The sequence below is a fragment of the Alterotamlana spongicola genome (assembly GCF_035818475.1).
Taxonomy (GTDB): Bacteria; Bacteroidota; Bacteroidia; order Flavobacteriales; family Flavobacteriaceae; genus Cognatitamlana.
Genome location: NZ_JAYMGV010000001.1, coordinates 2,337,826 through 2,361,976, shown reverse-complemented (window position 1 = coordinate 2,361,976; position 24,151 = coordinate 2,337,826). Strand labels below are relative to the sequence as shown.

General features: G+C 33.0%; 24 protein-coding genes. 10 read left to right on the top strand and 14 right to left on the bottom strand.

Going from position 1 to position 24,151, the window contains the following annotated elements; genetic code table 11:
* Window positions 1–18: 18 nt before the first annotated feature.
* Together VOI54_RS10140 and VOI54_RS10135 are read right to left on the bottom strand one after the other, a co-directional pair.
* Complete coding sequence (locus tag VOI54_RS10140; RefSeq protein WP_326282675.1) at window positions 19–915, bottom strand: bile acid:sodium symporter family protein; 897 nt, start codon at window positions 913–915, stop codon at window positions 19–21.
* A gap of 3 nt (window positions 916–918) precedes the next feature.
* A complete protein-coding gene (locus VOI54_RS10135; RefSeq protein ID WP_326282674.1) occupies window positions 919–1,254 on the bottom strand; it encodes a tRNA-binding protein in 336 nt (111 codons plus the stop codon).
* Window positions 1,255–1,300: 46 nt separating this feature from the next.
* Here VOI54_RS10135 and VOI54_RS10130 point away from each other — a divergent pair, with 46 nt between their 5' ends.
* Together VOI54_RS10130 and VOI54_RS10125 are read left to right on the top strand one after the other, a co-directional pair.
* The gene (locus VOI54_RS10130) at window positions 1,301–1,855 is read left to right on the top strand and encodes a thioredoxin family protein (protein WP_326283152.1); all 555 of its coding nucleotides are present in this window, start codon (window positions 1,301–1,303) and stop codon (window positions 1,853–1,855) included.
* 113 nt (window positions 1,856–1,968) lie between these two features.
* Window positions 1,969–4,089, top strand: a complete 2,121-nt coding sequence (locus VOI54_RS10125) for a hypothetical protein (RefSeq protein WP_326282673.1) — start codon at window positions 1,969–1,971, stop codon at window positions 4,087–4,089.
* A 114-nt stretch (window positions 4,090–4,203) separates the two neighbouring features.
* Here VOI54_RS10125 and VOI54_RS10120 read toward each other — a convergent pair whose 3' ends face one another.
* The 4 genes from VOI54_RS10120 to VOI54_RS10105 all read right to left on the bottom strand — a co-directional run bounded on the left by VOI54_RS10120 (window position 4,204) and on the right by VOI54_RS10105 (window position 8,586).
* The gene (locus VOI54_RS10120; RefSeq protein WP_326282672.1) at window positions 4,204–4,689 is read right to left on the bottom strand and encodes a GNAT family N-acetyltransferase; all 486 of its coding nucleotides are present in this window, start codon (window positions 4,687–4,689) and stop codon (window positions 4,204–4,206) included.
* Window positions 4,690–5,235: a YfiT family bacillithiol transferase gene (locus tag VOI54_RS10115; RefSeq protein ID WP_326282671.1), complete on the bottom strand. Its 546-nt coding sequence runs from the start codon at window positions 5,233–5,235 to the stop codon at window positions 4,690–4,692.
* Window positions 5,236–5,334: 99 nt separating this feature from the next.
* Window positions 5,335–6,267, bottom strand: coding sequence for a peptidylprolyl isomerase (locus tag VOI54_RS10110; protein WP_326282670.1), 933 nt, complete (start codon window positions 6,265–6,267; stop codon window positions 5,335–5,337).
* Between the two features lie 114 nt (window positions 6,268–6,381).
* Entirely contained in the window at window positions 6,382–8,586 is a 2,205-nt protein-coding gene (locus VOI54_RS10105; protein WP_326282669.1) for a RecQ family ATP-dependent DNA helicase, read from the bottom strand.
* 248 nt (window positions 8,587–8,834) lie between these two features.
* On the opposite strand from VOI54_RS10105, the gene VOI54_RS10100 reads away from it, so the two are divergent.
* The 6 genes from VOI54_RS10100 (at window position 8,835) to VOI54_RS10075 (ending at window position 13,050) form a co-directional block, all read left to right on the top strand.
* Window positions 8,835–9,752 carry a KpsF/GutQ family sugar-phosphate isomerase gene (locus tag VOI54_RS10100; protein WP_442809384.1) on the top strand — a complete coding sequence of 306 codons (918 nt, stop codon included), beginning with the start codon at window positions 8,835–8,837 and terminating at the stop codon, window positions 9,750–9,752.
* Window positions 9,752–10,576, top strand: coding sequence for a twin-arginine translocase subunit TatC (tatC, locus tag VOI54_RS10095; RefSeq protein ID WP_326282667.1), 825 nt, complete (start codon window positions 9,752–9,754; stop codon window positions 10,574–10,576). Before VOI54_RS10100 ends, tatC begins: the two co-directional genes overlap by 1 nt.
* Window positions 10,569–10,916 carry a carboxymuconolactone decarboxylase family protein gene (locus VOI54_RS10090; RefSeq protein WP_326282666.1) on the top strand — a complete coding sequence of 116 codons (348 nt, stop codon included), beginning with the start codon at window positions 10,569–10,571 and terminating at the stop codon, window positions 10,914–10,916. Before tatC ends, VOI54_RS10090 begins: the two co-directional genes overlap by 8 nt.
* A gap of 69 nt (window positions 10,917–10,985) precedes the next feature.
* Window positions 10,986–11,726 carry an LPS export ABC transporter ATP-binding protein gene (gene lptB / locus VOI54_RS10085; RefSeq protein ID WP_326282665.1) on the top strand — a complete coding sequence of 247 codons (741 nt, stop codon included), beginning with the start codon at window positions 10,986–10,988 and terminating at the stop codon, window positions 11,724–11,726.
* Window positions 11,727–11,976: 250 nt separating this feature from the next.
* On the top strand, window positions 11,977–12,837 hold the full coding sequence (locus VOI54_RS10080; RefSeq protein ID WP_326282664.1) for an SPFH domain-containing protein: 861 nt from the start codon (window positions 11,977–11,979) through the stop codon (window positions 12,835–12,837).
* A 36-nt stretch (window positions 12,838–12,873) separates the two neighbouring features.
* Window positions 12,874–13,050 (top strand): type II toxin-antitoxin system antitoxin, encoded by a 177-nt coding sequence (locus VOI54_RS10075; RefSeq protein WP_326282663.1) that lies wholly within the window; start codon window positions 12,874–12,876, stop codon window positions 13,048–13,050.
* A gap of 36 nt (window positions 13,051–13,086) precedes the next feature.
* Here the strand turns inward: VOI54_RS10075 and VOI54_RS10070 are convergent, their stop codons facing one another.
* The gene (locus VOI54_RS10070) at window positions 13,087–13,968 is read right to left on the bottom strand and encodes a DUF808 domain-containing protein (RefSeq protein WP_326282662.1); all 882 of its coding nucleotides are present in this window, start codon (window positions 13,966–13,968) and stop codon (window positions 13,087–13,089) included.
* 5 nt (window positions 13,969–13,973) lie between these two features.
* Entirely contained in the window at window positions 13,974–14,726 is a 753-nt protein-coding gene (locus VOI54_RS10065) for a CDP-alcohol phosphatidyltransferase family protein (protein WP_326282661.1), read from the bottom strand.
* 126 nt (window positions 14,727–14,852) lie between these two features.
* Here VOI54_RS10065 and VOI54_RS10060 point away from each other — a divergent pair, with 126 nt between their 5' ends.
* Both VOI54_RS10060 and VOI54_RS10055 read left to right on the top strand, forming a co-directional pair.
* Window positions 14,853–15,923, top strand: a complete 1,071-nt coding sequence (locus VOI54_RS10060; protein WP_503619836.1) for a putative type IX sorting system protein PorV2 — start codon at window positions 14,853–14,855, stop codon at window positions 15,921–15,923.
* On the top strand, window positions 15,923–17,092 hold the full coding sequence (locus VOI54_RS10055; protein WP_326282660.1) for a lipoprotein N-acyltransferase Lnb domain-containing protein: 1,170 nt from the start codon (window positions 15,923–15,925) through the stop codon (window positions 17,090–17,092). Before VOI54_RS10060 ends, VOI54_RS10055 begins: the two co-directional genes overlap by 1 nt.
* A 2-nt stretch (window positions 17,093–17,094) precedes the next feature.
* Here VOI54_RS10055 and VOI54_RS10050 read toward each other — a convergent pair whose 3' ends face one another.
* The 6 genes from VOI54_RS10050 to VOI54_RS10025 are packed head-to-tail and all read right to left on the bottom strand — an operon-like array spanning window position 17,095 to window position 24,151.
* Window positions 17,095–18,492, bottom strand: coding sequence for a sugar transferase (locus VOI54_RS10050; protein ID WP_326283150.1), 1,398 nt, complete (start codon window positions 18,490–18,492; stop codon window positions 17,095–17,097).
* A gap of 57 nt (window positions 18,493–18,549) precedes the next feature.
* Window positions 18,550–19,560, bottom strand: a complete 1,011-nt coding sequence (locus VOI54_RS10045; RefSeq protein ID WP_326282659.1) for a glycosyltransferase family 4 protein — start codon at window positions 19,558–19,560, stop codon at window positions 18,550–18,552.
* A 37-nt stretch (window positions 19,561–19,597) separates the two neighbouring features.
* On the bottom strand, window positions 19,598–20,962 hold the full coding sequence (locus VOI54_RS10040) for an O-antigen ligase family protein (protein ID WP_326282658.1): 1,365 nt from the start codon (window positions 20,960–20,962) through the stop codon (window positions 19,598–19,600).
* Entirely contained in the window at window positions 20,959–22,035 is a 1,077-nt protein-coding gene (locus VOI54_RS10035) for a glycosyltransferase (RefSeq protein ID WP_326282657.1), read from the bottom strand. Before VOI54_RS10035 ends, VOI54_RS10040 begins: the two co-directional genes overlap by 4 nt.
* Window positions 22,035–23,153, bottom strand: coding sequence for a glycosyltransferase family 4 protein (locus VOI54_RS10030; RefSeq protein ID WP_326282656.1), 1,119 nt, complete (start codon window positions 23,151–23,153; stop codon window positions 22,035–22,037). The genes VOI54_RS10035 and VOI54_RS10030 overlap by 1 nt, the downstream gene beginning before the upstream one ends.
* Window positions 23,150–24,151: a glycosyltransferase family 2 protein gene (locus tag VOI54_RS10025; protein ID WP_326282655.1), complete on the bottom strand. Its 1,002-nt coding sequence runs from the start codon at window positions 24,149–24,151 to the stop codon at window positions 23,150–23,152. Before VOI54_RS10025 ends, VOI54_RS10030 begins: the two co-directional genes overlap by 4 nt.

The window sequence follows — 24,151 nt, the reverse complement described above, 5'->3', positions numbered from 1 at the left end:
ATATATATTTCAAATACTTCATAGTTTTTGCTTAGACCAATATGATGCTAACAACAAGCCGGAAATAATATGCCATATCCCCCAAAATGCAGCTAAAATAGCCATACCTCCCAAACCATCAAAAAATGAAAAAATTAATAACAAACCCAGGCCTGAGTTTTGGATTCCTGTTTCAATAGCCATAGTTTTTTGATTCTTAAAAGACAATCCAAAAAACCTTGCAACAGTAAAACCCAATACAATAGCCAAAATATTATGACCAATCCCAATCCATAATACATGGTGAATATAATTATTAAAAACATCAACGTTTTTTGAAAAAGCTACCACAACAATTACTAAAAATACGACTATTGATAGAGGCTTTAGGCTTTTTGATAGCTTTATAGCTAGAGCTTCTTTTCTATGTCTTAATAGCATACCAAATATTAATGGTATCCCCAGAATTAGAAAAACAAGATTAATTAAATCAAAAACATCTAATTGTACGCTCTTTAAAATCTGGGATGTAGGCTCATACAGTTTGCTATACAATTGAAAATTAAAAGGTGTCATTAGTACAGCTAAAAAAGTTGCAAGTGCAGTAAGGCTAATTGAAAGTGCTGTGTTCCCTTTTGCTAAATGGGTCATAAAATTGGAGATATTCCCTCCCGGGCACGCAGCAACCATAAACATACCTAACGCTATACTGGGCTGTGGTTTTAAAAACAATATCAAAAGAAACGTGAGTAAAGGCAACAAAACAAATTGGGATAAAACCCCAACTAAAACTAATTTAGGCTGTTTTTGTATCTGCTTAAAATCATCAATGGTTATACCTAATGCAACACCAAACATTATAACAGCAAGTGCTATGTTTAAAACCCAGAGTCCGTTATTATCAAAATTAATCTCAACATTATCTAATTCTTGCATAGACTAATTAACAGGCGTTCCATTTTTTATCTTATTCTCTGGATTTAACAAAATCACCTCTTTTCCTTTTACTGCTCCAAGTACTAAACAGTCACTCATAAATGTTGCAATTTGTTTTTTTGGAAAATTAACAACAGCTATAATTTGCCTATTTAGTAAATCTTCTTTTTTATATAGTAATGTTATTTGCGCAGAAGATCTTTTAATCCCGAGTTCTCCAAAATCAATGGTCAATCTATAAGCGGGGTTTCTGGCTTCCGGAAAATCACGAACTTCTATAATTGTTCCAATCCTTAAATCAATCTTAGAGAAGTTTTCAAAAGTTATCCTGTCTTTCATTTTTTAAAAATACAAATTATCACGAACTTTGAATAAACATTTTATTATGGCCCGTACTCCGTCAAACATGCTTCCTTTAGGCACTAACGCCCCTTATTTTGAATTACCAGATACCGTAAGTGATCAGGTAGTAAACCTTAATAGTCTAAAAGGAAAAAAAGGAACGGTAATTATGTTTATTTGTAATCATTGTCCTTTTGTTATTCATGTAAATAAAGAAATAGTATCAATTGCAAATAGCTATGAAAAATATGGCATAGCCTTTGTAGCAATTTCGAGTAACGATGTTATTAATTATCCACAAGACGCTCCTGAAAAGATGAAAATACATGCTAAAAATGAGGATTATCCCTTTCCTTATTTATACGATGAGAGTCAGGCTATAGCAAAAGCTTATGATGCTGCATGTACTCCAGACTTTTATGCCTTTGACAAAAATTTGGAATTACGCTATAGAGGTCAGCTTGATAATTCCAGACCCGGAAACGGGCTTCCCGTTACGGGTGAAGATTTAAGGCATGCTCTGGATTGTTTAATCGAAGGGAACGAAAATAAAAGCATTCAAAAACCAAGTATAGGCTGCAATATTAAGTGGAAATAATCTTTAATTACCGATTAAAATTAATTAACAGACATCATCTCTAATACTAAGAAGATAATAAGTATATTAGTATACCCTTATATATGGTGTTTAACACAAACAACTTTTTAAAAATGGCACATTTCAAAAATTACATTTCAAAACTCTTTTTACTCTTTGCATTAATTTCCTGTTCTTTAAAAGCGCAGGAAGGCTCTGCTCAAAATTGGCCTAAGGATATTATATCCGGAGACTATACTATAACCATTTATCAACCGGAAAGCCTTAGTTACATAGATAACAAACTGGAATCAAATATGGCTTTTGCTGTTAAAGAAAAAGATAAAGATCCGGTATTTGGAATGATATGGGCAACATCTCTATTGGATGTAGATAGAAATAGCAGGCAAGCATCTTTGGCATCTGTAAAAATTGAAGAAATAAGACTTCCATATGAGATGACAACGGATCAAAAGGTGAAGCTTCAAAATCTAGTTAATGGAGAAATTCCTAAATGGAATATTGAATTTTCAATAGATGAATTGATAAATAACTTAGAAGAGGTTAGTGTCACAACATCAGCACTTAATAATGCACCTCCTAAAATTCTTTTTGCCAATGAACCCAGTGCACTGATTCTTATAGATGGTGAACCAAAGTTAAAAGAAATAGAGAAAGGTTATGATCTAGTTGAGAATACCGGTGCATTTATCATTTATGTAAAAAAAGAAAAAAGATATTATCTAAAAGGCGGTGACTTTTGGTATCAATCATCAAACCCTTTAGGACCATGGATACAAACTCAAAAAGCGCCTTCAAAAGTTAGAAATATTGCTAAAAAGGCGGAATCACAAAACAATGAAGAATCTACCGATGATGCTTATTCAGGATCAGCTCCAAAAATAGTTGTAGTTACTGAACCATCAGAATTAATTGTCTTTGATGGAGAGCCTAAATATAGCCCTATTCAAAATACTAATTTACTATACGTAGAGAACACAGAAAGTAATATTTTTATGCATGTAGGCTCACAAACTTATTATGTGTTATTATCCGGACGTTGGTTTACGACAAAAAACGTTAAAGGGCCATGGAACTATGTAGCTGCGGAAAAACTTCCAAATGATTTTAAAAATATTTCAAGTGACAGCAAAAAGGCAGATATTTTAAGTAATGTGCCTGGAACCAAGGAAGCTAAAGATGCCATTTATGATGCACAAATCCCACAAACGGCTGCGGTAGAAAGAGACACAAAAGCTACTACAGTTGAATATAATGGTTCTCCTGAATTTCAAAATATTAAAAATTTAAACCTTCAATATGCTGTAAATACAGAAAGTGCCGTTTTTAAAGATAATCAAACGTATTATTTGTGTGATAATGCCATATGGTTTAAATCTAATAGCCCTAATGGGCCATGGCAAGTAGCCGATGAACGTCCAAATGAAGTTGAAAAAATACCGGCCGAAAACCCAAGGTACAATACCAAATATGTATACATTTATGAAACGTCTCCAACAAGAGTGTACGTTGGTTATACTCCCGGATATTACGGATGTTATGTATATGGACCAACTATAGTATATGGTACTGGTTTCTATTATAATCCTTGGTATAGAGGGCATTATTACCATTACCATTATTCTTATGGTTTTTCTGTTCGTTATAATCCTTGGTACGGATGGAGTTTTGGCTTTGGGTTTGGCTCTCCATTTTTTTGGTATGGCTATTCTTATTGGGGATGGGGATTCCACCACTGGGGACCTCCGTTTTACAGGCCCCCATATTATCGTCCCGGACGTCGTCCAAGGCCATCTCACCCTATATATAGAAACAGAAGAGGTGTAAGCCATTATAACAGACCGGTAACTCGTCCTAATACGCCTGCAACAAGACCGTCTACACGACCTAATGTACCTACCACAAGGCCGGAGACAAGACCTAATGTACCTGCAACAACACCTGAAACGCGTCCTAACGTACCAACTACAACTCCGGAAACACGACCTAATGTGCCTACAACAACACCTGAAACAAGGCCTAATGTTCCCACAACAAGACCTAGTACACCAACCACAAGGCCTACAACACCTACAACAAGGCCAAACGTTCCCAATACCAGGCCTACGTTTCCTAATACAAGACCGTCTACCAGACCAAGTATGCCGTCCACAAGGCCAGCACCAAGGCCTATGAGCCGCCCTTCGGCTATGCCTTCATCCAGGCCAGCCTCTAGACCATCAGTTAGAAGGTGACAAATTAAGAGAAGTAATATAATATAAAAGGAAAAGGTTTATAGTCATACGGTATGACTATAAACCTTTTTAATATTATGTTTAATAAGCTTAAAATCAGATTTTAACAACTCATCACTTCAAATGTAATTGCCAAATACCTACATGTTGCCATTTATTAAATTTTAAGCCCACTTCTTTTAAATAGGCAACTTGCTTAAATCCAAATCTCTCATGAAGTTTTATACTTGCTTCATTAGGTATGGTAAGCACCCCCAAAACTGTGTGTAGATCAGTTTGCTTTAGAAGGTTCAATAATTCAGCATACAGCTTAGTTCCTATTTGCTTTCCATGTGCTGTATGCTTAACATAAACCGTAGACTCTACCACATAACCATAAGCTGGTTTAGGTCTAAACCTACTTCCATAAGCATATCCTAAAACTTCATTATTGTCCTCATAAACTATAAAGGGGTAGTCTGCATTTATATGGTTTAGTTTATCTTTAAATATCTGTATTGACAGTGGTTCTATATCAAAAGTCACTGCGGTATGTATCACATAATAATTATATATATCAAGCAATGCCTGTGCATCATTACTATGTACTGGTCTAATCATTTAAAACCAACCTTTACGTTTCATTAAATTTTCAATATGGGCATAATGATGGTTACTGTGCCATGCATAATTACCTATATTAAAGTTTAGTCTCACTTCGCTGTTTATTTCAGGATGTACAAAACTTTTATTCAGGTCTTCTTCAGATAATGTTTTAAGAAAATATACAAGTTTATGATGAATAACTCTAATGTGATCTAAGGACATTTGAATTGGAGCTGTTTTTGAATCTGCGAGCTCTGCCCAACGATCTTCAAAATATGCTTTGATAAGTGGTTTTTCTTCTGTTAGCGACCACTTAAATCGTGTATAACTATGGTGATGGCTATCTGAAATATGGTGAACCACTTGCCTAACAGTCCATCCGTCTGGTCTATACACTGTGTCTAATTGCTCGTTACTTAATCCTTTAACCAACTTTTCTAATCGATCTGGAAAATGCTCTAAAATGGATATCCAGGCTTCAATATTTTCTTTTGAAATATTATTCGGGCACTCAAACTGCCCAATTGGATATTTTAATTTCTCTAATTCTTGATTTGTCATGGTTAAATATAATCAAAGAAATTATCATATTTTAATGAGACATATAAAAAAAGCTGTCTAATTTAAGACAGCTTTTTTAATTCTTATACATTAATGACTTTACTTAACATTCATTAATTCTACATCAAAAATTAAGGTTGCATCGGGAGGAATAACCCCTCCTGCTCCGGCACTTCCATAAGCCAGGTGGCTTGGTATTACTAAACGTGCTTTGTCTCCAATACGCAATAATTGAATACCTTCATCCCATCCCGGAATTACCTGTCCAAGGCCTAAAGGAAAATCTATAGGTTGATTTCGTTTGTATGAAGAGTCAAAAACAGTTCCGTCAGATAACTGTCCTTTATAATGTACAGAGACCGTTTTACCTTTTTCAGCTTTAGCACCATCTCCTTCCTGAAGTATTTGATAACGTAATCCACTATCTGTTTTATTAAATCCGGAAGCTAGTTTATCTAACTCTGCTTCTGCTGCCTTCTTAGCTTCAGTAATTCTTTTTTCTCTTGAGCCTTCAAATGTTCTAAATGCTTCTATAGCATTGTATGCCTCTGCCTCTGCTCCAACTCGAACAATTTCTAAAGCTTCTATTTTATCATCCTGCTGAATAGCATCAACAACCTCTTGTCCATGCGCTACTTTACCAAAAACGGTATGCTTATTATCTAACCAAGGGGTTTCTATATGAGTGATGAAAAATTGACTTCCATTTGTTCCTGGTCCGGCATTGGCCATAGATAATACACCTGGTCCATCATGTTTTAAGTCCGGGTGGAACTCATCATCAAATTGATAGCCCGGATTACCAGCACCTGAACCCTGAGGGCACCCCCCTTGAATCATGAAATCAGGAATAACTCTATGAAATTTTAACCCATCATAGTAAGGTGTTCCCTGAGCTTTTACTTTATTTTCTAAATTCCCTTCTGCTAATGCCACAAAGTTACCAACTGTTCCTGGTGTTTTTTTGTATTCAAGAGCAACAAGGATCTCTCCTTTTGTTGTATTAAATTTTGCGTATAAACCGTCTTGCATTGTTCTAATTTTTAAGAAAGTGCAAAGATAGAAAAATGATTAACGATTTTAGATTAACGAATTAAGATTTTTAATATCAAGATACAATCGTTTTTAATTTAAATGATTGCAGAATTAATTAGCCACTTCACTAATAAATTTAATACGATATAAACGAAGTTCTTCATCATCATAATCCCCATCAAATTCTTCAATGGCATCATCTATATCATCAGACTCTGATTCCATAAAATAATCATGGATTTCTTCTTGCTGATCTTCATCTAACACCTCATGAATCCAATAATCAATATTCAATTTTGTTCCTGAGTATACGATGACTTCCATTTCTTTGATGAATTCTTCCATACTCATGCCCTTTGAAGATGCAATATCATCAAGCGGTAATTTTCTATCAATATTTTGAATGATATACAATTTATTTGCAGAATTACTTCCTGTTGATCTTACTACCAAATCATCAGGACGAATGATATCATTTTCTTCAACGTATTTACCAATTAATACAACAAAGTCTTTACCATATTTTTTTGCCTTACCATCTGCCACTCCATGAACATTAGCAAGTTCTGTTAAATTTATAGGGTACTTTAAGGCCATATCTTCTAAAGAGGGGTCTTGAAATATCACAAATGGGGGTACACCTAATTTTTTTGCATTCCGTTTGCGTAAATCTTTAAGCATTCCCATTAAAACATTATCTGCTACTGCAGCTCCTGCTTTTGAAGCCGTTATAATGGTTCCATCTTCTTGCTCTCCCTCAAATACATGATCTTCAGTCATCATGAATGATTCAGGCTTTTCTATAAAAGCCTTACCGGTATCAACCAGCTTTATAACACCATAAGTTTCAATATCTTTTCTAAGATAACCAGCTACCAAGACCTGCCTCAATAAGGCCATCCAATATTTATTATCTTTTCCTTTTCCTTTTCCAAAAAAGGGTTGCTCATTGGTTTTATGAGAATTAATTAATGCATTTTCTTTTCCAACTATAACATTTACCAAATCTTTAGACTTGTATTTTTCATTGGTGTCATTAATAATTTCCAATAACAATTTAACATCATCTTTGGCCTCAGTTTTCTTTTTAGGATGTCTTATATTGTCATCCATATCTCCCCCCTCACCGGTTTCATTATCAAAGTCTTCTCCAAAATAATGTAAAATGAACTTTCTTCTTGAAATAGACGTTTCGGCAAAAGCAATAACCTCTTGTAACAAGGCCTGTCCAATTTCTTGTTCCGCTACAGGCTTACCAGACATAAATTTTTCTAGCTTTTCAATGTCTTTGTAAGTATAAAATGCCAAACAATGTCCTTCGCCGCCATCACGTCCGGCTCTACCGGTTTCCTGATAATAACTTTCAATACTTTTGGGGATGTCATGATGAATTACAAAACGCACATCCGGTTTATCTATACCCATACCAAATGCTATAGTTGCCACTACCACATCTACATCTTCCATTAGAAACTTATCCTGATGACTTGATCTGGTTTTCGCATCAAGTCCGGCATGATACGGCACAGCATTAATACCATTTACTTGTAGAACTTGTGCCAACTCTTCAACACGTTTTCTGCTTAAACAGTAAACAATACCTGATTTCCCTTCATTTTGCTTTATAAACCTTATAATATCAGCATCTACATTTTTTGTTTTTGGCCTTACCTCATAATATAAATTCGGTCTGTTAAATGATGCCTTGAAAGTTTTTGCTCCTGTGATCCCAAGGTTTTTAATAATATCCTCCTGAACTTTAGGCGTTGCAGTTGCCGTTAACCCGATAATAGGAATATTATCTCCTATACGCTTAATGATATGGCGTAAATTTCTATATTCCGGCCTAAAATCATGTCCCCACTCACTTATACAATGCGCCTCATCAATAGCCATAAAAGAAATCTTGACCGTTCTTAAAAACTCTACATTCTCTTCTTTTGTTAATGACTCTGGTGCAACATATAACAACTTTGTTATACCGTTTACTATATCTTCTTTAACTTGTCTAACTTCTGTTTTATTAAGTGAAGAATTTAATACATGTGCAACACCGTCTTCCTTTGAAACACCTCTAATAGCATCTACCTGATTTTTCATCAATGCAATTAAAGGAGAGACTACAATGGCTGTACCTTCCTGCATAAGTGCCGGTAGCTGATAGCAGAGTGATTTTCCTCCACCGGTTGGCATAATTACAAACGTATGATTTCCTGATAATATACTTCCTACAACATCTTCCTGAAGCCCTTTGAATTTATTAAATCCAAAATATTTTTTTAATGCAGCATGTAAGTCACTTTTTGCTATCGACATCAATTCTAAAAAAATTAATTTACTTATTTCATCTTCAAAAAAATACTAAATTTTGAATAAATTAATTTAATAATGTATTTGAAGAACCCTCATCTTTTTTTCGTTAGTTTTGTAACGAATTTCTAAATTACAATAAAATTCAATTTGAATCTCATTAAAGATAATAAAATCTTTAAATATGAACTCAAAAAAGTTAAATTTTGAAAGATAAAAGTTCTATAATTAACATAGCAAAGCATACTATTAAAATGGAAAGTGAGGCCATTTTAAATTTGTCCACATTAATCACCGATGATTTTGCAAAAGCCGTTCAACTTATATACAATTCTAAAGGCAGGGTAATCATTACAGGAATAGGAAAGAGTGCTATTATTGCCAGTAAAATAGTTGCTACATTAAATTCTACAGGAACACCAGCCATATTTATGCATGCGGCTGATGCCATTCACGGCGATTTAGGTTTGATTCTTGAAGATGACGTTGTTATTTGTATATCTAAAAGCGGGAATACTCCGGAAATTAAAGTGTTGGTTCCATTAATTAAACGCGCCAAAAATAAAATGATAGCTATGACAGGTAACCCTGATTCTTTTTTGGGGCAACATGCCCATTTTATTTTAAATACATTTGTTGAAAAAGAAGCCTGCCCCAATAATTTAGCTCCTACCACCAGTACTACGGCTCAATTGGTAATTGGTGATGCCCTTGCCGTTAGTTTATTAGAATTACGTGGTTTTTCAAGTAATGACTTTGCAAAATATCACCCGGGAGGAGCATTAGGTAAAAAGCTGTATTTGAGGGTTCAGGATATTTCTTCTGTAAACGAAAAGCCAAAAGTATCACCGGACACTAATATTAAAGATATCATCATTGAAATTACTGAAAAGATGTTAGGCGTAACTGCAGTAGTTGAAAACGATCAAATTGTTGGTATTATAACTGATGGTGATTTACGTAGAATGTTAAGTAAGTCAGACGACTTCTCCAACTTAAAAGCTAAGGATATTATGAGTAAAAACCCAAGACAAATTAAATCTGAAGCTATGGCTATAGATGCCTTGGAGGTCATGGAAGATCATGGTATATCTCAAATGTTAGTAGAAGAAAACGGAAAATATGCAGGTATTGTACATTTGCATGATTTAATTAAAGAAGGAATTATATAATGGTGAAAAAGGATATTAATGAGATGTCTTTTTTAGATCATCTTGAAGATTTACGCTGGCATTTAATTAGGATTTGTTTGGCAGTAGTTATAGTTGCTACGTTAGCTTTTATTTTTAGCCGATTTGTTTTTGAATCAATCATTTTTGCACCGTTAGAAATGAGTTTCCCAACTTATAATTTCTTATGCAGAGGGGCCACTTTCCTTGGTGTTGATACTTCATTTTGTAATGAGGAGGTTCCTATGATTATTCAAAATCGTACTATGGCAGGTCAATTTTCAGCAGATATCTGGACAGCTATTTTAGGAGGATTTGTTATTTCTTTTCCTTATGTTATTTATCAACTATGGAAATTTGTTAGCCCGGGCTTACATGACAACGAAAGAAAACATTCCAGAGGGTTTATTATAATTTCATCACTACTTTTCTTTATTGGAGTACTTTTTGGATATTATATTGTAACACCTTTATCTATTAATTTTTTAGCAAATTATAGTGTTTCAACTATAGTTGATAATCAAATTGACATTAGCTCCTATATGGCTCTGGTACGTTCTTCTGCATTAGCTTCCGGACTAATATTTGAGCTACCAATCATCATTTATTTCTTTACAAGAATTGGGCTTGTAACACCAGAAATATTACGAAAATATAGAAAGTATGCATTGGTCATAGTTTTGGTTTTATCTGCTATAATTACACCACCAGATATAGTAAGTCAAATTATTGTAGCTATTCCAATTTTAATATTATATCAGGTAAGCATTTATATTTCTAAAATTGTTGTGAGAAATCAAAAACGAAAAGAAGCGCAAAATGTCTGATATAATCCAAGAATTCAATGACTATCGTTCTAAAATGAACGATAAAATTTTAAGCGACAATAATAAAGTTATAAAGCGCATTTTTAACTTAGACACTAATGCCTATTCTGAAGGCGCTCTAGATGTTAAAACAAAAGAGCTTCTAGGCTTAGTGGCATCTGCTGTTTTACGTTGTGATGATTGTGTAAAATATCATTTAGAAACCAGTTATAGATTAGGATTAAAAAAAGAAGAGGTTGTAGAAGCTTTAAGTATAGCAACTTTGGTAGGCGGAACTATTGTTATCCCTCATTTACGTCGTGCATATGAATTTTGGGATGCTTTAGAGCAACAAGATTAAATAAAAAAATTAAAAAGCCTGTATTGTTGTGTATATGATTTTACTATTTTTAGCGTTCAGTATAAATATATGATTTTAAAAGCCGAAAATTTAATGAAGTCCTATAGTGGACGTAAAGTTGTTAAGGATGTTTCTCTTGAAGTGAATCAAGGTGAAATAGTAGGCCTTTTAGGACCTAATGGTGCCGGAAAGACCACATCCTTTTATATGATTGTTGGTTTGATAAAACCTAACGGCGGGCACATTTTTTTAGATAATACTGAAATCACTAAATACCCCATGTATAAACGTGCACAAAATGGAATTGGGTATTTAGCACAAGAAGCTTCAGTTTTTAGAAAACTTAGCATTGAAGATAACATATTAAGTGTATTGCAGCTTACTAAATTGAGTAAGAAAGAGCAGCAAAACAAAATGGAATCACTTATTGAAGAATTTGGTTTAGGGCATATAAGAAAAAACAGAGGTGATTTATTATCCGGAGGGGAACGCCGTAGAACAGAAATTGCACGTGCCTTGGCAACAGACCCTAGTTTTATTTTATTAGACGAGCCTTTTGCTGGTGTAGACCCTGTTGCAGTAGAGGACATTCAGCGTATTGTGGCTCAACTTACCAAAAAGAATATCGGTATTTTAATTACAGATCATAACGTACAAGAAACACTTGCTATAACAGACAGAACTTATTTAATGTTTGAAGGTAGTATTCTCAAAGCTGGAAAACCTGAAGAATTGGCCAATGATGAAATGGTAAGAAAAGTGTATCTGGGACAAAATTTTGAGCTTCGTAAAAAAAAGATCAGAGACTAGCACATTACTCGTCAATCCATTATTTTCCTTATTCTCTTAAAACTATTACCCCTTTAAAACTTCTTTTTTCGAGAGAACACTCGGCTTTATATTGCTTTATATAAACACAATCACCTTGATTTAATCTGAACTGTTGAATCACTTTTTCATGATTCAGTAGTACCTCTTATTTTAAAATATTTGAAATATTAAAATATTTATTATATCTTTATGATATCAAAATAATATCATTTTAAATCACACATACATTATGAAAGAAGAAAAAATTATTACACCAGCCAATGGATATCTTATGTTATTTATTTTTCTCGCTATGTTCATTGGAAGCATTGTTGGAGTTATTTTAACAAAAAACCTACTTTTCATTATTTCAATAATTACTGCCCTATTTATTGCTTTTGGTTTTATAATGGTACAACCTAATAACTCAAGAGTACTTTTACTTTTTGGTAAGTATATTGGAACCATTAATAAAAATGGATTTTACTGGGTTAATCCATTCTATACTAAAAAGAAGATTTCACTACGAGCCAGTAACTTTGATAGTGAGCGTCTAAAAGTAAATGACAAACTTGGTAACCCCATTATGATAAGTACTATTCTGGTTTGGCGGGTACAGGATACTTATAAAGCAGCTTTTGACGTTGATAACTATGAAAATTTTGTACGTGTTCAAACAGATGCTGCTGTGCGCAAACTAGCCAGTATGTATCCTTACGATAATTTTGCTGATGAGGGACACACTGAAGATATTACATTAAGATCCAGCGTTAACGAGGTTAGTGAAACTCTTGAAAAAGAAATAGATGAGCGTTTATCTATTGCGGGAATAGAAGTACTGGAAGCTAGAATAGGTTATTTGGCTTATGCACAGGAAATTGCCAATGCTATGCTTAAACGTCAACAGGCTACAGCTATAGTAGCTGCAAGACATAAAATTGTTGAAGGTGCTGTTAGTATGGTAGAAATGGCCCTTGAAGAATTGGGAAAAAAAGAAATTGTTGATTTAGATGAAGAACGAAAAGCCGCCATGGTTAGTAATCTTATGGTCATACTTTGTGGAGATAAAGATGCTTCTCCGGTCTTAAATACGGGAACATTAAATCAATAAGGAATATATTTGCTTAAAAACAATTAAGATTCAATTATGGCTAAAAAAAAAGCTTTTGCATTGCGTATTAATGAAGATATGCTGAAGGCTATTGAAAAATGGGCTGCGGATGAATTCCGCAGTACTAATGGCCAAATAGAATGGATGCTGAACGAAAGCTTAAAAAAAGCTAAACGCTCATATAAAAGTAAACCTCCAAAACCAAACGATTAATTTCTACAGCTATGCTTCTGTTATACCACTTTTTTACTAAAGCTTTTTTTTAATAGTTAGAAAAATCTGTACTAGTAAGAATGCCATGAATCCTACTATTAGCCCTACTATAAAATCTCTTAGAAAGCCTGGTAATATTTCTAAAAAGTGATGTAAAAAACCTATATTATGTACAAAAATACCTCCGGCTACCAGTAATAGTGCAATAGTTCCAATAACGGACAAGCTTTTTATAACAATAGGTAATGTTCTAATTAACAGGTTACCAATAATATAAGACACATTTCTTTTCCCCTTACTTAGTTTTACCAGTTTTAAACCAAAATCATCCATCCTAACAATCAGCGCCACAATACCATAAACTCCAATAGTAGCTATAATAGCAACAATTGAAACTACCATGATTTGAAATAAAATGGGCTGTCCAATTACTGTACCCAAAGCAATAATTACTATTTCAACTGATAAAATAAAATCGGTAAATATGGCAGATTTAATTTTCTTTTTTTCTTCTTCAAGCTGCTCAGCTTCTGATAAGTCTGTTGTATTGGCAAACTCGTCTTCATTGTGTTCTTCATGTGCATGTGGAAAGAAAAAGTGATATACTTTTTCAAACCCTTCAAATGCTAAATAGACACCTCCTAAAATCAAAGCCAGTGTTACACCCCAAGGTGCAAAAGCACTTAGCAAAAAAGCTATGGGTAGAATGATTAATTTATTAAGTGCCGAACCCTTAGTAATAGCCCATAAAACAGGAAGTTCTCTGGAAGACACAAACCCTGTTGCTTTTTCGGCATTAACAGCCAAATCATCACCTAATATACCCGCTGTTTTTTTGGTAGAAATTTTACTCATTACTACCACATCATCCATTAAAGCTGCTATATCATCCAAAAGCGCAAAAAAACCTGATGCCATTTATATTATTTTGAAGTTAAATTATCTAATACGGACATAATTATATAAATTAATATAATCATTGGTATGGCTGCAAATTTTAAAACCGTCAATAATACCACACACAAAATTATAAAGCTATATCGAGTAGCATTTCCCTTAAAACTAAAATCTTTAAACTTTAGCGCGAAAAGTTTAATATTAGAATTCAGCAAATAGCAACTCAAAATGATCAATCCAATTAAAAACCATTTATTAAGAATAATAGTATTTAGAAGGTCACTATCCTGAAATTCTAAAATCAGTGGTAAGGATAATATCAATAACGCATTAGCAGGTGTAGGCAGCCCCTTAAAATAGGTTTGTTGATCTTCGTCAATGTTAAATTTTGCCAATCTATAAGCAGAAGCCAGTGTAATTAATAAACCTAAAACAGGTAATACCTGTAATTTAAAGCTATACCATTCCAAGTTATTATCCCAATCATTCTTAAACATTATAGATTCAGGCACATCAATAGTTAATTCTAAAAGCTTAAACATAACAATGCCTGGTACCAATCCACTGGTCACCATATCAGCCAGAGAATCCAATTGCAACCCCAACTCACTTTGCACATTCAATTTTCTTGCAGCAAAACCATCAAAAAAATCAAAAAAGATACCCAGAAATACAAATAATGAAGCTGCTACAAAATTGTTATTTACTGCAAAAATAACAGCAATACTTCCGCATAATAAGTTTAAAAGTGTTAGTCCATTAGGAATATATTGCTTCATATAACAAAATTAGATGCTGTAAAAATAACAAACAATTCGAGTCTTATACAAGTATTAAACAATATCTCCATTAAATTGAAGTTTATAGGTTTATAAATTATGTGCATCTTTGTAAAAAAATTGCGATTGAAACCTTACATAACCACATTTTTTTATGTAATATCCATATCCTTATTCAGTCAAACCGCTAGAAAATATTCTAACGAGTTTATGAATATTGGTGTTGACGCTGCAGCATTAGGAATGAGTAGTGCGGTTACAGCGCATACCTCAGATGTAAACTCTGGTTATTGGAACCCGGCAGGACTTGTAAATATTGAAGATAACCAACTGTCATTAATGCATTCCAGCTATTTTGCCAATATTGCCAATTATGATTATGCTGCCTATGCCATGCCCTTAGATGACCGTAGTGCCATTGGGCTTTCCATAATACGTTTTGCTGTTGATGATATTTTAAACACCACGCAACTTATTGATGAGCAAGGCAATATCAACTATGATAGAATTAGCTTGTTCTCTACGGCTGATTACGGATTAACTTTTTCGTATGCAAGGCGGTTACCGGTTCAGGGGCTTAATTATGGTATAAACGCTAAAGTAATTAGGCGCATTATTGGTGATTTTGCTTCATCCTGGGGGTTTGGTTTAGATTTTGGGCTTCAATTTGAAACTCAGAATGATTGGAAGTTTGGCATCATGGCAAGAGATATAACTACTACATTCAATGCCTGGGCCATAGATGAGGAACAGTTTGCTACAATTAGAGATGCCGTTGATGGTCAGAATCAGGAATTACCGGAAACTACCGAAATTACCATTCCTAAATTACAATTAGGCGTTTCAAAATTAGTGGACTTTAACTATGATTATACCTTACTAACTTCAATAAATTTAAATGTACGGTTTGAAGAAAATAATGATATCATATCTACTTCTTTTGCCAGTATAAATCCGGCGCTTGGTTTTGAATTTGGTTATATTGACATGGTTTATTTACGGGCTGGAATGGGAAATTTTCAAAATGAATTACAAATTGACAATACAGAGCAACTTAGTTTTCAACCCAGTTTTGGTTTAGGTTTTAAATATAACGGTATACAAATTGACTATGCTTTTACTGATATAGGAGATCAGAGCGTTGCCTTATATTCAAACGTATTTTCATTGAAACTTGATTTTAGTATCTTTAGATAATGCAAAAAAAAATTCTGTTTTTAGTCTTCTTTTTAGTTATAGAGTTATCAATAGCTCAACAGTATCAATTAACTGATGAAGCCGAGATTAGCGTGCTTACCGTTGGCCCGGGAACTTCTTTAAATGATGCTTTTGGTCATAGTGCATTCAGAGTAAAAGACACTTCAAAAGGAATTGACCTTGTTTATGGTTATGGCGAATATGATTTTGATACCCCAAATTTCTACTTAAAGTTTGCTCAGGGAAAATTAAATTACCTAATAAGTAAAACAGATTTTAACAAGTTTTATCAAATTTACAAATACTTTGACAGGTCAATAAAAGAACAGGTTTTAGACTTATCTCAATCAGAAAAACAAAAACTATTTGATTATTTGATTCATAATTATAAGCCTGGAAACAGAAGGTATTTATATGATTTTTTCTTTGATAATTGCGCCACAAAAATCAAAGATGTTACAAATTTTACCTTAAACAACAGAATCTCATTTAATACTCCTGAGACATATAAGGAAGCTACATTTAGAACCTTAATTCAAAATAACCTCAACAAAAATTCCTGGGGAAGTTTAGGAATTGATATTGCTCTAGGCTCTGTAATTGATAGAAAGGCCACAGCTGAAGATCATATGTTCTTACCTGAGAACATATATACCTTTTTTGAAAAGGCTACAACATATAGCAATAAACCCTTAGTAAAAGGCAAACGTATTTTATATGCTCAAAAACATACAATTGAATCTGGCTCTTTTTTAACCAGCCCACTAGCCATTCTGGGAGCGATAGGACTATTAATTATTTTTATAACCTACAAGAATTATAAAAATAATAAGCGAAGTAAATGGTTGGACCTAACCTTATTTTCAATTACCGGGATAATAGGGATTTTACTTTTATTACTTTGGTTTACTACTGATCACACTGCCACTCACCAAAACTACAACTTGCTTTGGGCCTTTACACTTAACATTTTTGTAATTGGTCAATTGATAAAGCAAAAAGTAAGCCCATGGTTTGTTAAATATATAAAGCTGTTGATTATCCTGCTTTGCCTGTTAACTTTACATTGGATATTAGGCGTACAGGTCTTTGCTATTGGGCTACTACCTTTACTCATAGCCATCTTTTTAAGATATATATTCCTGGTTTCTTTTTTTAATAGACAATAAGATTATTGCCCCCTAAAAAAAACAATGGTACTTAGTGTTTTTATTAAAATATTTAAATCGAGCAGAAAACTTCTATGCTTAATATAATATAAATCATATTGTAACTTCAGTAAACTATCATCTACTGAAGAGCCATATCTAGTCTTTACCTGGGCCCAGCCCGTAAGCCCAGGCTTGATCATATGCCTGGTTTCATAAAAAGGAAGCATGCTGGATAACTCTTTAACAAAATAAGGGCGTTCTGGTCTGGGGCCAATTAAACTCATATCCCCTTTTATAATATTGATAAACTGGGGAATCTCATCTAATCTTGAACACCTTAAAAACTTCCCAAATGGGGTAACCCTAACATCTCCTTTTTTAGCCCAAACAGCACCAGATTCTTCAGCATTCTTGATCATAGTACGGTACTTAATTATTTTAAATACCTTTCCGTTTTTACCAATACGTTCCTGGTAATAAAATAATGGGCCACGGTTACCTATAAAATTTCCAAGTAAAATAATCGGTAAAAAAACAGTTCCTAATACAATACCTATAAGAGATATCACAATATCAAAAAACCAATGAAAAAACAGATAGAGTTTATTCTGATTGCTTCTGCTGAAAGGAAAATATCTATAAAAATCTTTTCCAACAAACTGAACAGGAACCCTAAGAGTCATATCTTCATACACCTGGGTATATTCATTTATGGGAAATCCTTTTTCAAGAAGCCTCAAAAGTGTATAATATATTTCTGAGGTTATAGAATCAGAATTATAACTTGCTACCAAAACTTCAGAAATATGTTCTTTTTTTATAACATCTTCAATCTGTTTTGGACTATACTCAGGGATAGTATTAAACTTAACAGACTCTAATGTATTTACCTCACAATTTACAAATCCAACAATTCTATAATTAGGATCTGAATCTTTAAAAGCTTCTAAAATAGTCTCAATATTAGAAATTTCCCCAATTATTAATACTTTTTTATAAAACCTTGGAGAAACAATAAATGTTATGTATGCCAACCTCCAAATAAAAAGAGCAGTGAGAATTGAAAAATAAAAGAATACTATCTGCAACCTATTATCTGGCAGTAAAGGAGTGAAAAATGGGGTCAAAAGATAAAAAAGAACGGTTGTAGAAACCGTAAAAACAATACTGGTAGCTACTTTTTCAATTTTACTGGATTTTTGTAAATCATAAAGTTCAAAGACCGTTCCAAAGATTGATATATACAAAATAAGAACAAAAACCCACTTCCATTTTTCTTGTGTAATTGTAAAATAGCCAAAATCAAAAGTGTTACTTACAAAAAAAAGCAACAAGAGTGTTGATACAATATCAAAAATGCGCAATAAAACTTTACGTTCTGATATATTAAAATGAATACTACGATTATTTTTGAACATCCCTGTAGCTAAATTGAGAGGCCATAAAGATAACAAGTAAATTTAATTAGGTGTAACTTATTCCAATAGTTTAATCCATTTACTTTTTACAATTTTCCAATCAAATTGTTCTACATCTTTACGGGCTTCTTTTACCATTGTATTTGACACATCTGGAGAATCTATTATTTTTTTGATAGCTTCTACAAATGCTTTAACAGAGTTTGGTTTTACCAATATTCCATTTTTATTGTTTTCTATTAAAAAAGGCATCCCCCCAACATTAGTTGAGATAACAGGTAACCCCAAAGCCATAGCTTCAATAACAGTAACAGGCATATTATCTACATTAGTTGTATTTATAAAAATATTAAATGCCCTTGCTTTTTTATGCCATTCTTTTTTGGTTAATCCTCCTGTAAATTCTATTTCCACTCCTAATTCGTTTGCTAATACCATGGTTTCTTTTAGGCTTCCATCGTTATCCGGCCCAATCATACACAGGCTTGCATTAAAATTCAACGCTCTCAATCTCTTTAAAATCTTTACTGCCAATAAGGGGTTATAAATTTTTGAAAATGAACGCACCCAGAGTAATCTAATACTACCAATCGCTCTTTCTTCAAAATTATAATTTTCCAAGTCTATAGTATTGGGGATACAAATTATATTGTGATATCCTAAATTTTCAAAATTTGACTTTGTATACAACGAAGGGGCTACATTTATATAAGCCTTTTTAAATATAGCTTTTGATAATTTAGGGGATTCTTTTAATCTGTTAGGTAAATCTCCACCATGTAAAATGGGAATATATTTTAATTTTAAAATTCTGCACAACTGGCTTACTAAATAGGCATAATAAAAGTTGAACGTACTGTAAGTATCTATCAATACATAATCAACTTGTTTTCTAAACTTTATGACCTGATAAAGCATATCCAATAACCTTAACCCCATATTACGCTTATTAGAAGCCGTTATCACCTTATACCCCTCAATCTGTAAAGCACGACTTAAAGTATCAATAGTAGTAACCGTTTTATTTTTTGTCAATAGCTGGTTTCCTATGTAAAGCAGATTTTTCATACACAAATGACAATATTTTTACAGGTTTCTTTTGACATTATGATACATGCGTTTCACTCCTCTTTATTTTATTAGCCCCAGGTGTTTTATATGTAATATTTAATAAACATAAAGCATAGATAAATGCCGGAGCTGCAATCCGCATTGCTGAATGATTAATGGTTAACAACCAAAATAAGTAAAACGAAAAAAGGAATATATTGTTTCTGTTCTTAAGTCTATAAATCAACGGGGTAATTAATAATATCAAAAAAGCAAAAACACCAAATAGGCCATGCTCTGCAATAATACGGGTCATTTCATTATGAGAAGCTGCTGTAACACCGGTTTCATTTAAGCGCTCCTCTTTTACTTTACCTACCCCAATCCCTAAAAAAGGATTGTCTAAAAACTCACCAAATTCAAAAGCAATCAAATCTGTACGCCCTGTTGTAATGTCTTCTTTTTGTCTACCTGCTGCATCCTGATTGGCATAACGTTTTTCTAAAAAACCACTTGTTTGTACAGAGCTAACTAACCAAATAAAAATAAGTGCTATAAAAAATACAAGTAACGAAAACTTAATTCTAAATCTTGCCTTTAGATTAACTTTTAAGTAGTATAAACTTAAAAAGCCCAAAATCATGATTATTGCTGTAATAACTCCTCCTCTACTAAAAGTCACCAAAGCTCTGAACCCCAGCAGACTTAGAAAAATTAAATCTAAAAACCTATGAATAAAAGCTTCTTTTGACATAAAAAACCTTACCGCTATAACAAATATCCCTATTCCTAAAACTGTGGCTACCTGATTGGGGCCAAACCCTCCGGATGTGGCAAAATTAGATTCCGTACCCACCACAACATCTTGTAAATCGGGCGTGTACAACACCAAATACACACTCATAGTTACTAATGGAAAGAAAAAGGCCAACAATATAGCCTTAATTTGGTTAAAAGTTATATTTCGCTTATAGCAAAAAAGGGCCGATACTCCTAAACAAACAGGGCCACTTAAATTAAAAGCTATTGCTTTTCTTATATTGGTTTCAAACCCCATTTCTGAAACAGCAACAAATATTCCGGGAATTAGCAGTAATATATATATTATAAATATTAAAGACTTATTGGAAAAGCTGTTACTAAACATCCCCAATAGAATATAAAAGATAATCAAATATTTGCTGGCCTCATAAAAAAAAGTACCATCATTCATTCTTAAAAACACCTCAATTCCAACAACATAAGCACAAGCCAATAGCACATAATATGCCTTATGCTTCTTTGGGCTATTGAATATTTTATAACTAAAAAAAAATATAATAAACAAAAAGTAGCCCAAGGCCAATGGTCTAAATGTAAAGACCCCAATAGCCAGAATCACATGAAAAATAAGAAGTTTATAATATAATGTTAGCTTCACCTTTTTGAATGCTTATAGATGTTAATTAATGCTTTAATACTCTCAGATTCTGAAAAAGAAGACAATACTTTCTTATATAAATGCTCTGCATTTTTTTTTCTTAAGTCATCATTATCAATTAATTTTAATATAGACTTAGCCAAAGCCTTATGATCTTCTGGCTCAACCAAAATCCCTTGATTTGAATTTGAAATAACCTGATTGCAATCTCCTACCTTAGTAGCTATTACAGGTAATTTTGCCATACCATATTCCAACAAAGCCAAAGGTAAGCCTTCCGATTTTGATGATAAAACACCTATAGTAGACTGGTTTAAAACATTATGGATATCAGGGCAACTTCCATATATAAAAACATGTTGTTTAAGGTTATTATTATTTATAAATACTTTGATTGATTCAGAATAACTATCTCCAAAATCCTTACCTACCAAATGCAGTGTCCAGTCTTCATGTTGTTTAATAATTTCATTAAAAGCTTTTAAAAGTGTTATGTGATCTTTTTGCGACCTTAAATTTGCCAAATGTAAAATACGCTTACCGTTTTCTCCTCTCAACAATGTTTTTGGTTTTGTAACATCCTGTATCGCAAAATTTGGCAAATAAGTAACAGACTTTGTATAAAGTGTAGCCTTTACCCATGCTTCCAATTTTGTATTTACTACAAAAATATGGCTAAAAAACCGTGAACACCATTTTAGTACAAATTTTGGTCTTTTATCTAAATATTCACTTTTTCCGTAATGGTCATGCCATATCAACTTAACTCCAGGAATAAATAGCTTTATAATAGTGGCCATAAAAAAAGAGGTGCTGTGTGCATGAATAACATTTATCTTATTGACTCTAATAAAGCGGTTCAGCTTTTTTATAGCCTTTACATCTAAAGCTGACCTTTTATTTACAAACAAATAACTAACCGCATCCAATATGTTTTCTTTCAATATACCTTCATCTCTTGTAGTACACAAATAAGACCCCTCAATATACTGTGACAATGAATTTGCATAATTTACCGCAACGCGTTCTGCGCCTCCTGCATGCAATGAATCTATAAGTTGTAAAACCCTCATCAATTACTTAATAATTTAGAAATCTCTTTTTCAAAAACATCCAATGTATACTGTTGAGACCAGCTTAAAGCTTCTCTACTCATTGTTTTCAACTGCTTATTATCTTTTAAATAGCCCTGGATTTCTGCAACAGCTGCTTCTAAATTTGGCTGAATTAAAATGCCTCTTTTACCATAATCCAACATATAAGGAACACAAGAAACCTTAGTAGCAATAGGTATAACACCAAAAAACATAGCTTCTGCTATAGCTTTTGGCCAACCTTCTGATTTTGATGGCAATATTGAAAAGTGAGAAGTCCTAAGGGCACTTTTAATAGTTTCTTTAGGTTGATTTCCATGAAATGAGACAATACTATCAAGGTTACTAGTACCTACATAATCCTCCAACTCTTTCCTTAAAATACCATCTCCATAAACATTTAGGTATACTTCCATACCTTGTTTATATAGGGATTCTACAATTCTTATTGCCAAAAGAGGCCGCTTTCCTCTTACCAAGCTACCAGTAAAAATAACATTTAGCCTTTGTGAATACTCCTTGTCTCTAATTTTCTCAACCTCTGAGTTGTTATAAGTAGCTGTAAAAAAAGGTTTGATATTCTTTGATTGGTTTTTCCAATTACCATAAACTAAAACTTTTATATTTCTGGTTAAAAAAGAATTACTTAATATCCATTTTTGAAGCCTGTAGCTTAATGGTTGTTTTGAATCCGGGTTCCAGTTCCCTGCATATTTTGCTGTTTTAACTTTCTTAGGAAAAAACATTTGCACCAAACAGCCCAATAATCCAATATTACCAGGACATCGCAAGTGAATATGGTCAGCTTTTTTGCAAGCTTTAAAAAGAGCAAAAAGAATTACTGGTAGTTTAAAAAGAGATAAAAAAGCTTTACTTATAGATGTAAATTGAATTGATGGGATACTTTGAAAACGAATCTTTTTATGTTTGTATTTTAAATCGATCTTAGATTTTTTCTGAACCACCAACGATGCTACAATTTCAACTTCATCAATATATTTAAACCATAAGTTCATTTCACGCACATAAGGTGCATAGGCAAAAAAATCTTGTCCTATTTGCTTATGTTCTACGTGTGTTATTACAACAAATTTCATCTTTTAATACCTGGTTTGTAAAAAAATAAGGAAAACCAGCCTACCACTCTTCCTAAAGTTTCTGTAAATGCCTCTTTTCTATGATTTGTGGTCAATATATTTGTTCCTCTTATAATTGTTAATAAGAAAAGGGTAAGATTCCATTTTAGCCTTGCCTTTAGATTTGGTTTAGGGTATTTTAATCGCCATACATACCAGCCATTGCGCACTACCATTTTGCCATACTTATACTTATTGGGTCTGCCAGATTGATCGTGATAATGATTTAATTTCGCTTGAGTACATATTACATTTTTACCATGTTCTAGTGCTCGTATACTAAAATCAGCATCTTCATATAATCCATAACCTTCAAAATAGGTTGAAAAGTTTATATTTTCAAATAGTTCTTTTCTAAAACTAAAAGACATTCCTATTAACAAATCTACTTGATAAGTTTTATTATTCAAAGGGTAGCTATATGTTCTGCCATTTGAAAAATCTGGCATATGCCCTGGTGGTAATGGGGACTGCAAACCAAACTTGTTTCTAACTACATTTCTTGAACTTTCTTTAATTATATAACCGTCAAATTCATAGTATTCATGCTTAGGGTATACTTTAGCAATATCCTTTTTCAACCATCTTGATTCATTTACTGCTACCCCACCAACTCCTATTACAGTTTCATCCTTTTTAAAAGTATTTATTATCGCTTCAAAATAACCTAAAAACAACTCGGTATCATCGTCTAAAAAACATATTATTTCAGATTCTTTCTCAACTCTTTGAACACCATAATTACGTTGTTTTGTCAGCCCTCTATGTTCTTCTTTTGCTTTAAAATATTTCAGATTCTTAAACTGGTTTTGGTTTAAAATCTCTTCTGTTTGTTCATTAGATGAGCCATCAATAATTAGTATTTCATTTGGATAAAGCGTTTGTTCCTTAACGGACTGCAATAATTTTTGCAATGGCTTAGGACGCATGTAAGTACATATAATCAATGAGAATTTCAT